The sequence below is a fragment of the Shewanella dokdonensis genome, from assembly GCF_018394335.1.
Classification (GTDB): Bacteria; Pseudomonadota; Gammaproteobacteria; order Enterobacterales; family Shewanellaceae; genus Shewanella; species Shewanella dokdonensis.
Genome location: NZ_CP074572.1, coordinates 3,450,920 through 3,463,289 on the forward strand (window position 1 = coordinate 3,450,920; position 12,370 = coordinate 3,463,289).

Here is a 12,370-nt window from a genome sequence, read left to right on the forward strand (position 1 = left end):
ATATAAAACGGTGGCAGGAGCCACCGTTTTGTCAATTACCAATCGTAGATTAGAGTTTGAAACTCACGGTAGTGTAGTAGTAACGCCCAACGTTATCGTACATAGAAGAGTCTCTAGCTGTACCGATGGTGCCGAATGGCAAATCACGGTCAAAGACGTTGTCGATACCAAATTTTAGTCCCAAGCCATTATCAAACAGGTAACCAATCGCCATATCGCTGATGAAATAGGAACTATAGTCCATCAGACTATTGGGGTTGGCATTGCGGCCTAGCGATTTAGAGGTATAAAGGCTGACTTGATCGATGTAACGCGTGCGCCAAGTGGCTTCCCATTTTGTAATGTTGTATTTCAGTGTTAAGTTACCCTGCCAATCAGGGTTGGCTTTGGTGCCAGCAAAATCCTCATAATCACTGGTATCCTCTTGGAAGCTGTATTGTCGATTACGAATAAGGCGGGTTGCAATCAAATTGGTCTTCAGCGTACCTTTACCGAGATCTGCGGTGTAACTGAAATCAAAATCAATACCAGAGGCTTCCAGCTTCGCTAAATTCAATGACTGAGTATGGATGGAGGTGATTTCGTGGCTATTAGGATCACGTGTGATCAATGCACAATATTGATTATCAATGCCATTAGCGGAATCTATACATTTATCAACAATTGCCTGTGCATCGATACTATCAATGGCATCGTCAATCTTGATATTCCAGTAATCTACCGTGGCTGAAAAGCCATCAAAGAGCTGAGGATTATAGACTACCCCAAAGTAAAGCTTTTGGACTTTTCGGGCTTCAACTGACGGTTACCACTGCTGGTACCTTCAAGGGTCTTACTATCATAGTCTGAGTCAAAACTTTCTGGTATACCAAGCGCCGCACAGTTACTGCGGCGGTTGCTGCCATTGTCCAAGTCTTTGAGATTTGAAGCTCGGCAAGCATCTTTGACGTTGAAAAAGTTTTGGCTTTCAGCTCCATAGAGTTCACTGATATTAGGCGCTCGGATAGCACGAGAATAGGTGGTACGCATGCGCAATTCATCATTAATTTCCCAGCTTAATCCCGCTTTCCAGGTGGTGGCATCGCCAATAGTGCTGTAATCAGCATATCGTGCGGCCAGATCCAAATCTAACTGGCGAATCAGTGGTAATTCAGAGAGCAGTGGTACTGAAAGTTCGGCAAACACCTCTCTTACATTAAATGAACCTTTATCATTAGCTATAGCGGTGAAGAATGTTTCTTTGTCGAAATTCGGTTCGCGGGTTTCACTTTGCTCTTTACGGTACTCAACACCCGCCGATACGCCAACATAACCCGCTGGCAGTTCAAATAGACCAGAATTAGCAAGACTACCACCCAATACGGTTTGTTTTATGGTTGTAGTTCCAGTTAAGTCGACATTGATATAATCAATGGCTGCTTGGCTGGGAGCTCCATAACCGAAAATATTAATGGGGATACAGCCATCGGCACGGGCGGCGGTATCTCGGCAAACAATATTCCCCTGACCATCATCTACCGCATCCAGCGCATTAATATAGTTGTCGTATATCAGGTTGTTTTTGTTTTGGCGATCAAGATCGGTTTGACCATAAACGCCATAAACATCGTAATCCCAGTCGTCGGCGATTAACCCTTTCATACCCAGCACATAACGCTGGGTTTCCCGGGTATCGTTTTCAATTCGTAGGCCAGTATCGGTCATGAAACGGTTGATCATAAGATCATTGGTATTGTTGTCAGCCATTAACTGCTTTAGTTCGGGATCCATAAAGGCATTATCACTATGGACGGTATTGATTGGGTTACCATAGAAGAATGCAGGCTGGAAGTTGTTGGTCGCTTCAGTGCGGGAGTATTTGGCTTCAAAATACATTGAATCATCCGCTGTGACGTCATAATTACTCTTGAAGTTGACGTTATAGCGTTTGAACTTTGGCTGTAGCTCGTCAAACTGATGCAGGTTGATTGAGTCACAGTCAGTACAGTATGCGCTGTAATTATTACTGCCTAAATTGACATCACTGATGCTGCCATCTGGATTAAATTTTTTCCAGTTTTCTGGATCTTCTGTCAGAGTAAAGCGTCCATCATTGGCAATCTTGTAATAACCGGAGTTGGCGGTATAGATTTTGTCTGGATTATTGGGATTATTATCATCCACACGGTGGGGCGTTTTGTTCTCCATAGAAGCATAAGATGTTCTCGTTTGGTCACGATCAAATGCCATTAGATTATTTTGCCCTGAATATTCCGCAGCAAAGGCTATATTACCGCGGCCATTGTCAATGTCGGTACCATATGAAAAGGAAGCGCGTTTCTTGCTGAAACCACTATCATCTGCGGTGCCAATGGAAGCATTAAAATCCAAGCCTGTAATATCTTTCTTTAAAATGAAATTCACTACCCCTGTAACCGCATCCGCACCATAAATAGCTGAGGCACCACCGGTAATAATTTCCACTTTATCGATCCAAGCACTCGGAATCGTATTGACGTCTACTGCTGCAGTACCTGATTGGCTAGAAACATGGCGCTTGCCATTAACCAATACTAATGTTCTTGAGGCGCCTAAATTACGCAGGTCAAGCAAGTTAAGTCCAGCTGTACCGATATTGCTGCCACCAGAGCTCGCCAATGAATAGGTGCTACCTAGTGCAGGTAGCTGGTTTAGGGCTTCACCAATATTGGTGACCCCGGTACCGAGTAATTCTTCACCAGTAACCATGGTTACTGGTGTTGGTGCGTAAGCATTTTCGCGAGCAATACGTGACCCCGTTACTTCAATACGTTCATACTTTTGTGAGTCAGTATCGGTACTGGTATCTGCGGCCTGAACTGAAATGGAAATAACAGTACTGCTTAGCAGAGATAAGGCAATCCAATCTGCTAATTTGGTTTTTGTTGGCATATGTCTCCCTTTTAAAATTGTTATTAATTTATTAGTGACTATTAATGTTAAAGCTAGTTAACTACTTCGTAGCTTTAAGCTTTATTAGATGGAAGGTCGGAAATATAACATTCAGAGTTAAAACCACAACGTAGTCGTTACAACTTACAATGGTATTAAGATTGTTGCTTTATTGGTTATGTTGACAGCATATTAATTTGGCGTTACTTGGTGTCAAATTTGATTTTTATTCATAATTTTCACATTTAAAAAAATAAATGTAAAAATTATGAATAAGTGAAAATATTAATTGTTAAAATGATGAAACTTATTAGTTGCTTTTATAACGGGTGATACAAGTGGAATGATGAGTTTATTTCTATAAAATGAGATCTACTCCTTATTTTTTGGATTGTTTTATATTATGTTTAACATGGAAGGTGATATTTTTCTTGATTAATTTTTTTGAATGGAAACAAGTTGTTGTGTGTTTTTATTTTCCTTTTATATAAACGCATAGAATGCTATTTTAGTAACTTTGAAAATATAAATATTACGATGAAGAAACATTGAACGATTTGGCTTGATAGTCATTCTAAATTTCTACTAGAGGTTGACGTAACGGTTACCAACCGTGAGAATTTCCCTAGGTAGAAGTCCCATCAGATACTTATATGTACTCTCAATTGCTTACCCCTATAAACCGCTTACTAGGCTGTGCAACTCCCGAAGGTTGGATTACTGAAGCGTGTAAACCAGAAAACCTGGCAGTTCTTTTGATTGATCACTGTAACTGTGAATGGAAGGCGGCTGCGACTGCTAGCAAATTGCTGCGAAAATATGCCGTGTCATCGCAAGATGTGGTGGTGAATATGTTGAAACCATACGAGTTTTTTCTGTTCCGTTTCAACAAGTGGTCAGTTGATGAATTTCAGCGTTGGTTTTTTGCTGATGGTGTAACAAAGGCCAGTAGTTACGATATAAAAGCAGCCAAGCAAGCGTTATATCTGTTAGGTAAACATGCGGCAGAGATGCCGGTCGCGCTAGCCGTATGCGAATGGGCAGAGACTCAAGATTATTTACAGCATATAGAAATGACCATATCTGCATCAGAGGGTTCAGAGGCTGTTTGCAAACCGTTAATTTCGCGCGCTGATTTTGCGCAAAGCGATGACCTCATTGCCAAAATGGTGCGATTAATTAAGGAAGAATTACATCATTTTGACCAAGTATTGGAGATTATGCGGGTACGGAATATTCCGTATAGCAATCTGCCGGCAGGCCGTTACGCCAAAGGTTTGTTAGCGCAGGTGACGACTCACGAACCGCAAACTTTGATTGATAAACTGATTGTGGGGGCCTTGATAGAGGCTCGTTCCTGTGAGCGTTTTGCCAAACTGGCTCCATATCTGGATGAGGAACTCGGGCGTTTTTATGTCTCTTTGCTGCGCTCAGAAGCCCGCCATTATCAGGATTATCTGTCACTCGCTCAAGCGGTTGCTGGGCACGATATCAGTGACAGAATAGCGCAATTAGTGGCGGCAGAGGCAGATCTGATAATGACAAGCGATGCGGAGTTCCGTTTCCATAGTGGCATTCCTGCCTAGTTAGCCGATTAGGCGAACGGCAGTGTTTGCAGTTCGATGGTATCCGGACTGACTTTCAGCACACTGCCTTGCTGATACCAGTCGCCGACTACCGCGCGTTGTTTCCCATCTCCTAGTTCATGAATAGCGGGTCGATGGGTGTGTCCATGGATCATCAATGATGCGTTGGATTGGGCTAAGAGCTTGGACACTTCATCGGCGGTGACATCCATGATCTGCTCAGATTTCATCTGATTTTGCTGCTGACTGTTGCGACGCAATTTGGCGGCGATATTCAAGCGCAGTTGTTGTGGCAGATGGCGGTAACACCATTGCACCAATGGGCGGCTACGAAAGCGGCGAAAGCGTTGATAATCATGATCTAACGTACACAAGCTGTCACCATGCAGCACCACAGTTGCACGCCCATATAAGGAAAGTTTTTGGACTTCAGGTAACAGTGTTATGCCTGCCAGTTCGGCGTAATTCTGTCCTAACAGGAAATCACGATTGCCATGGATAAAGTAGATGGGTAACTGATGACTGAGTGTTTTAAGATGCTGCGCAATCTTCATAGCAAATGGCTCTGCTAGATCATCACCCACCCAGACTTCAAACAGGTCGCCTAAAATATAGAGGGCTTCAGTTCCCTCTATCTGCGTATCGAGAAAGCGGATGAAAGCTTGTGTGATATCAGGGCGATCTGCACTCAAATGCAGATCGCCGATAAAAAGTGTGTGCATCCGCGCTTATTCGCTGATGGTCACTTTTTCAATAACAACGGCTTCCAATGGCACGTCTTGATGCATGCCACGATTGCCGGTGCTAACGTCCTTGATTTTGTTGACGACATCCATGCCTTCAACCACTTCACCAAAAACGCAATAACCCCAACCTTGCGTTGATTCACTTTTGAAATCCAGGAAAGTGTTGTCATTAACATTGATGAAGAACTGCGCAGTGGCAGAATGAGGATCAGATGTACGCGCCATCGCAATAGTGCCAGCCTTGTTAGACAGTCCGTTATTGGCTTCGTTTTTGATTGGGGCGTTTGTCGGTTTTTGTTGCATGTCGGCAGTGAAACCACCGCCCTGGATCATGAAGCCATCAATCACGCGGTGAAAAATGGTGCCATCAAAAAAACCTTCGCTGGCGTATTGGGCAAAGTTAGCAGCGGTTTGTGGGGCTTTTTCTTCATTCAGGGCCAGTTTGATATCGCCATGATTAGTGTGCAGTGTGATCATAATTTTACCTTTGAACAATTTTCGTGGGCGGATTCTAACTTATCCGGGAATGGCGTTAAAGGGCGGTATTCAACTGCCAGTGCCAATGTTAAACTCTTGGGCCAGTTTACCCTTTTCGTTATTTTTGTTTAAGAGAACGTCAATGTTGAAGATCTACAACAGCCTGAGTCACCAGAAAGAGGAATTTAAACCCATTGTCCCTGGCAAAGTGGGCATGTATGTGTGTGGCGTGACCATTTACGACCTGTGTCATATTGGCCATGGCCGGACTTTTGTCTCTTTCGACATGATAGTGCGCTATCTGCGTTATGCAGGCTATGACGTTAATTTTTTACGTAATATCACCGATGTTGATGACAAAATCATCAAACGTGCTAATGAAAATGGTGAAAGTTGTGAGTCACTCACCGAGCGGCTGATTGCCGACATGCACGCCGATTTTGATGCGCTCAACATGTTACGCCCCGATATGGAGCCGCGTGCCACGCTGCACATCGCTGATATTATCGACATGGTGCAACAGTTGATTGACCGCGACCATGCCTATGTGGCCGCCGATGGCGATGTGCTGTTCAGTGTCGAATCCTTCCCTGAATATGGCCGTTTGTCTGGTCAGGACTTGGATCAGTTACAGGCCGGCGCTCGTGTTGAAGTCGACGAAAACAAACGCAACCCGATGGATTTTGTGCTGTGGAAAATGTCCAAACCGGGCGAACCAACTTGGGATTCGCCATGGGGCGCTGGCCGTCCTGGCTGGCATATCGAATGTTCGGCAATGAACAGCAAGCACTTGGGCACACATTTTGATATTCATGGCGGTGGTTCCGACTTGATGTTTCCTCATCACGAAAATGAAATTGCCCAGTCCTGCTGTGCCCATGACACCAAGTATGTTAATTACTGGATGCACACCGGCATGGTGATGGTGGACAAAGAGAAGATGTCCAAATCGCTGGGTAACTTTTTTACCATTCGCGATGTGCTGGCACATTATGATGCCGAAACCGTGCGCTACTTTTTGTTATCCGGCCACTACCGCAGCCAGCTCAACTACTCTGAGGACAACCTTAAGCAAGCGCGTGCGGCATTAGAACGTATGTATACGGCTTTGAAAGATTTAGATCTTAGCGTTGCACCAGCTGCCGCCACTGAATACGTCGAACGTTTCAAGGCCGCGATGGATGACGATTTTAATACGCCAGAAGCTTACTCTGTCCTGTTTGATATGGTGCGTGAGATCAATCGCCTGAAAGCTAATGATCTGGCGGCCGCCGCAGCCTTGGCAGTGGCAATGAAGCAACTGGCGGAAGTACTCGGTATTCTTTGTTCTTCTCCAGAAGCTTTTTGCAAGGGCAGGGTAGTGATGAAGAAGTTGCCGAAATTGAAGCACTGATCGCTGAGCGTAATCGTGCTCGTAAAGAGAAAGATTGGCCAGCAGCCGATAAAGCGCGAGATCGACTCAATGAGCTGGGGGTTATTCTCGAAGATGGTGCCAGTGGCACCACTTGGCGCAAGAAGTAATTTCTTTTCTAAACGCATAAAGCCAGCATCTGCTGGCTTTATGTTACCTCAATGTCGCGATGACTAATCAGTCGTGATAGCGCTCTGCGGCATATAAAGTATTTTCCAGTAAGCTGGCAATTGTCATGGGGCCGACACCTCCTGGAACTGGCGTAATAAATGAAGCGCGCTCAGCGGCAATTGCAAATTGTACATCACCCACCAGATGACCATCTTCTAGGCGATTAATCCCCACATCAATCACAATGGCGCCGGGCTTAACCCAGTCACCAGGTATAAAGCCGGGTTTACCAACAGCCACGACCAATAGATCGGCGCGGCTGACTTTCTCCTGCAAATCGTGAGTAAAGCGGTGGCAGGTGGTGGTGGTGCAACCGGCCAATAACAGCTCAAGCGTCATAGGTCGACCAACAATGTTGGAGGCGCCAACGACCACAGCATCCAACCCATGCAGATCCACCCCGGTAGATTTAATAAGCGTCATTATCCCCATCGGGGTGCAGGCGCGTAGTTGCGGAATACGTTGGGCTAAGCGGCCGACATTATAAGGGTGAAAACCATCGACATCTTTATCTGGGCGGATACGCTCGATGACCTTGGCATCTTCAATCTGCTCTGGCAGCGGCAGTTGCACTAAGATGCCATCAATGGCTTTGTCATTATTTAGCGTTTCAATCAGCGCGAGTAATTCAGCTTCAGACGTCGATTCTGGCATGTCATAAGAGCGGGACACAAAACCGACTTCTTCACAGGCTTTACGTTTATTGCCAACGTACACCTGTGAGGCCGGATCGTTACCTACCAGAATTACCGCTAAACCTGGCAAACGCTTACCTGCGGCGCGGCGATCGGCCACTTTTTGTTTCAGCTCTTTCCTTATGGATTGTGCTATCGCTTTGCCATCAATTAATTGGGCAGTCATGGGTGTAGGGTATCCTTTTATATGGCGCGATGTGGAATTTAAGCGGCATTATTTTAACAGTGAGGTCGCACAGTGTCATGGTTAAACGCGACCGTGAACACAGAATTTCATTTATACAGCACTAAAAAACAGCAGGCGGCTGACACGGCCAAAAAAATGATTGACGCTCTTAGGGTGAGTCGCTAAGATGCGCTCCGTTCTTGAGTACACGCTGAATGAGGGCTAATTAAATCCACTTGTTCGCTGTGTAATTTAATAAGAACTTTCTCGGTGATTAGCGCAGTCCGGTAGCGCATCTGGTTTGGGACCAGAGGGTCAGAGGTTCGAATCCTCTATCACCGACCAAATTTTAGATAGCGTAAACTACGTTGTCTGGCCTGGTTAGGATGCAGGCAATGGCCTGCATACCCTGCGCCCGTAGCTCAGTTGGATAGAGCATCCGCCTTCTAAGCGGATGGTCGCAGGTTCGAATCCTGCCGGGCGTACCACTTTCAGTGGTGACTGTAGCTCAGTTGGTAGAGTCCCGGATTGTGATTCCGGTTGTCGTGGGTTCGAGCCCCATCAGTCACCCCATTATTGATTTTAAAAAAGCGACCTTAGGTCGCTTTTTTATGACTTTTCCGGGCCAATGTGGCTCGACTCAGTAGATAACCATCGATATAATGCTGCGTCTTGATAACTATGAACATTGTGCGACCGGAGCCGCAATTCAGTTGTGATAGGCATTCCAGTCAAATACAAGATCAAGAGACGAATACCTGAATAGTTGAATGAGTTCGGCTATTAAAAGGACGTTAGACACATTTCGAGGTAAAACAATGCAAGTTTCTGTTGAAACAACCCAAGGCCTGAGCGTCGCCTGACCATTTCTGTTCCTGCCGAGCAGATCGAGAAACTGGTTAAAGACAGTCTGCAACGTGAAGCCAAGCGCGCCCGTATCCCCGGTTTCCGCCCAGGTAAAGTCCCTGCAAGTGTGATTGAAAAACGTTATGGCAAGGCCATTCGCCAGGACATCACCGGTGAAGTGATGCAACGTAATTTTGTTGAAGCCATCATCGCTGAGAAGCTGAATCCCGCTGGCGCACCAACACTGGTGCCTGGTGCTAATAATGCAGAGAATTTTGAATTTACTGCCACTTTTGAAGTGTATCCAGACGTTGAACTGAAAGGTCTGGATATCATCGAAGTGGAACAGCCTGTGGCCGAAGTGCTGGACGCAGACGTTGACAACATGATTGAAACCCTGCGCAAGCAGAATGCAACTTATGCTGCGGTAGAACGTGCAGCCGAAGACGGCGACAAAGTGGTTATCAATTTCGTTGGTAGCATCGACGGTGAAGAATTTGAAGGCGGTAAAGCCGAAGATTTCGAATTGCAGCTCGGTAGTGGCCGCATGATCCCTGGCTTTGAAGAAGGCATTAAAGGTCACAAAGCTGGTGAAGAGTTCGACATCGAGGTGAATTTCCCTGAAGAATACCACGCTGAAAACCTCAAGGGTAAAGCGGCTAAATTTGGCATCACCCTGAAAGCAGTGAATGGTGCTGAACTGCCAGAAATCAATGACGAATTTGCTAGCCGTTTTGGTATCGCTGAAGGTGGTGTTGACGCCCTGAAAGCGGAAATCCGTAAGAATATGGAACGTGAACTGCAACAGGCACTGAAAGGCAACGTTAAGGAACAAGTGCTTAATGGCTTGTTAGCGGGTAACGAAGTTGAATTACCTAAAGCCTTAGTTGCGGGTGAAGTTGATGCACTGCGTCGTCAGGCGCTGCAACGTTTTGGCGGTAACAATGCACAGATGCCAGAATTACCAGCCGAGCTGTTCACTGAACAAGCTGAACGCCGGGTAAAAATTGGGCTGTTGCTGGGTGAAGTGATCAGAACTAACGAACTGCAACCTGAAGATGAACGGGTGCAGACGCTGATTGCGTCTATGGCTTCTGCTTACGAAGATCCGAAAGAAGTGGTTGAATACTACAACGGCAATAAAGAGCTGATGCAGAGCATGCGTAATCTGGCTCTGGAAGAACAAGCTGTTGAAGTTATTTTGAAATCTGCCAAAGTGACCGAAAAGTCTGTTGCTTTTGAAGATTTTATGAACAAGGCCGCAAGTCGCGCCTAAGCTAGGCTTGACTTGTTAAGCCGTTAGCCATTTATAATGGCCCGTATGAGGTCCCTCATGCGGGCCATTTTTTTATCAGGGAATATCAGGAATGCACAAAGCACCGGAATCCATTATGAATGCGTTGATCCCTATGGTGGTAGAACAAACCGCCAAAGGTGAACGTTCTTACGACATTTATTCTCGTTTATTGAAAGAGCGAGTGATTTTTCTGGTCGGTCAGGTTGAAGAGCATATGGCTAATCTGATCGTGGCCCAGTTGCTGTTTCTCGAATCGGAAAATCCTGATAAAGAGATCTCCCTCTATATTAATTCTCCTGGGGGTTCAGTAACGGCTGGCATGGCTATCTATGACACCATGCAGTTCATCAAACCGGATGTCAGCACGGTATGTATTGGTCAGGCTGCCAGTATGGGCGCGTTTTTGTTGGCGGGCGGTGCTCAAGGTAAACGCCATTGTTTGCCTAATGCGCGGGTGATGATCCATCAACCGTTGGGTGGTTTTCAGGGACAGGCATCCGATATCGCCATTCATGCACAGGAAATTCTGGGCATTAAGAGCAAGTTGAATCAGATCCTGTCGGAACACACAGGCCAACCACTGGAAGTGATTGAACGTGATACTGACCGAGACAATTTTATGAGCGCCACTCAGGCAATGGAATATGGGTTGGTGGACTCTGTTATCAGTAAACGAGACTGATATATAAAGCTTTAGGCTGAATTTTGCTGCATGCTGGGCTATGCTCAAAGGGTAGCTAAAAGCAGTGTGACAGATGGACACTGCAGACGAGGAAAAGTGATGGGTGACAATAAAGGCAACGGCGATAACGGGAAACTGCTGTATTGCTCTTTCTGCGGAAAGAGTCAGCATGAGGTGCGTAAACTTATTGCCGGTCCTTCCGTTTATGTATGTGATGAATGCGTTGAGTTATGCAACGACATTATTCGGGAAGAGATAAAGGATATCTCGCCGAAGAGAGATCACGATAAATTACCAACGCCACACGAGTTGCGGGCGCATCTGGACGATTATGTTATCGGGCAGGAGCAGGCAAAAAAAGTGCTGTCTGTTGCGGTATACAACCACTACAAGCGTCTGAAGCACTCAGTACCTAAAGATGGCGTTGAACTCGGCAAGAGTAATATTCTGCTGATAGGTCCTACCGGTAGTGGTAAAACCTTATTGGCAGAAACACTGGCGCGTTTTCTGGATGTGCCCTTTACCATGGCTGACGCCACCACATTGACTGAAGCCGGTTATGTGGGTGAAGACGTTGAAAACATCATTCAGAAACTGCTGCAGAAGTGTGATTATGATGTGGAAAAGGCACAGCGCGGCATTGTTTATATTGATGAAATAGACAAAATCAGCCGTAAGTCTGACAACCCATCTATCACTCGTGACGTTTCCGGTGAAGGCGTACAGCAAGCGTTGTTGAAGTTAATTGAAGGCACCGTTGCTGCCGTACCACCACAAGGCGGGCGCAAACATCCGCAACAGGAATTTTTGCAGGTTGATACCTCTCGTATCCTGTTTATTTGTGGTGGAGCGTTTGCTGGGTTGGAAAAGGTTATCGAACAGCGCTCCCACGTTGGTAGTGGCATAGGTTTTGGTGCCCAAGTGAAAGGTCTGGCTGATAAGAAAAATATCAGCGACACCTTGTTGGATGTTGAACCTGAAGATTTGGTCAAATACGGGCTGATCCCCGAATTTATTGGCCGTTTGCCAGTGGTTGCTACCTTGTCTGAACTGGATGAAGCCGCTTTAGTGCAAATTCTGTCAGAGCCGAAGAATGCCATTACCAAACAGTTTGCCACCTTGTTTGAGATGGAAAATGTTGAACTGGAATTTCGCGAAGATGCCTTGAAAGCCATCGCCCAGAAAGCTATGGCGAGAAAGACTGGGGCTCGAGGCTTACGGTCAATTGTGGAAGGCATCTTGCTGGATACCATGTATGACCTGCCGTCATTAAAGAGTGTCGCTAAGGTGGTAGTCGATGAATCTGTGGTGAAAGGTGAGTCTGCTCCTATCCTGATTTATGAAAGTAGTGAATCTCAAGCCGCATCGGGTGAACACTAAATA

Annotated in this window: 6 protein-coding genes, 3 tRNA genes and 3 pseudogenes; 8 read left to right on the top strand and 4 right to left on the bottom strand. The window is 45.8% G+C overall.

Annotated features, from left to right (window positions below):
- Positions 1 to 49: 49 nt before the first annotated feature.
- A pseudogene (locus KHX94_RS16615) lies at positions 50 to 2,910 on the bottom strand (TonB-dependent receptor plug domain-containing protein).
- Between the two features lie 653 nt (positions 2,911 to 3,563).
- Between KHX94_RS16615 and miaE the strand changes: the two are divergent.
- Positions 3,564 to 4,496: a tRNA isopentenyl-2-thiomethyl-A-37 hydroxylase MiaE gene (gene miaE, locus KHX94_RS16625; RefSeq protein ID WP_283104935.1), complete on the top strand. Its 933-nt coding sequence runs from the start codon at positions 3,564 to 3,566 to the stop codon at positions 4,494 to 4,496.
- 8 nt (positions 4,497 to 4,504) lie between these two features.
- On the opposite strand, the gene KHX94_RS16630 is transcribed toward miaE, so the two are convergent.
- Positions 4,505 to 5,218: a UDP-2,3-diacylglucosamine diphosphatase gene (locus KHX94_RS16630; protein ID WP_213681460.1), complete on the bottom strand. Its 714-nt coding sequence runs from the start codon at positions 5,216 to 5,218 to the stop codon at positions 4,505 to 4,507.
- Between the two features lie 6 nt (positions 5,219 to 5,224).
- The gene (locus tag KHX94_RS16635; RefSeq protein ID WP_213681461.1) at positions 5,225 to 5,719 is read right to left on the bottom strand and encodes a peptidylprolyl isomerase; all 495 of its coding nucleotides are present in this window, start codon (positions 5,717 to 5,719) and stop codon (positions 5,225 to 5,227) included.
- Positions 5,720 to 5,861: 142 nt separating this feature from the next.
- Between KHX94_RS16635 and cysS the strand changes: the two are divergent.
- Positions 5,862 to 7,240, top strand: a pseudogene (cysS, locus tag KHX94_RS16640) (cysteine--tRNA ligase).
- A gap of 67 nt (positions 7,241 to 7,307) precedes the next feature.
- Here cysS and folD read toward each other — a convergent pair.
- Positions 7,308 to 8,162, bottom strand: coding sequence for a bifunctional methylenetetrahydrofolate dehydrogenase/methenyltetrahydrofolate cyclohydrolase FolD (gene folD, locus KHX94_RS16645; protein ID WP_213681462.1), 855 nt, complete (start codon positions 8,160 to 8,162; stop codon positions 7,308 to 7,310).
- Between the two features lie 268 nt (positions 8,163 to 8,430).
- On the opposite strand from folD, the gene KHX94_RS16650 reads away from it, so the two are divergent.
- From KHX94_RS16650 to clpX, 6 genes and pseudogenes are all read left to right on the top strand, one after another.
- Positions 8,431 to 8,507, top strand: a tRNA-Pro gene (locus tag KHX94_RS16650).
- A gap of 66 nt (positions 8,508 to 8,573) precedes the next feature.
- A tRNA-Arg gene (locus KHX94_RS16655) sits at positions 8,574 to 8,650 on the top strand.
- 9 nt (positions 8,651 to 8,659) lie between these two features.
- Positions 8,660 to 8,735, top strand: a tRNA-His gene (locus KHX94_RS16660).
- A gap of 245 nt (positions 8,736 to 8,980) precedes the next feature.
- Positions 8,981 to 10,284 (top strand): annotated as a pseudogene (tig, locus tag KHX94_RS16665) (trigger factor).
- A gap of 91 nt (positions 10,285 to 10,375) precedes the next feature.
- Positions 10,376 to 10,987 carry an ATP-dependent Clp endopeptidase proteolytic subunit ClpP gene (gene clpP, locus KHX94_RS16670; protein WP_213681463.1) on the top strand — a complete coding sequence of 204 codons (612 nt, stop codon included), beginning with the start codon at positions 10,376 to 10,378 and terminating at the stop codon, positions 10,985 to 10,987.
- A 99-nt stretch (positions 10,988 to 11,086) separates the two neighbouring features.
- On the top strand, positions 11,087 to 12,367 hold the full coding sequence (gene clpX, locus KHX94_RS16675) for an ATP-dependent protease ATP-binding subunit ClpX (protein ID WP_213681464.1): 1,281 nt from the start codon (positions 11,087 to 11,089) through the stop codon (positions 12,365 to 12,367).
- Positions 12,368 to 12,370 lie beyond the last annotated feature (3 nt).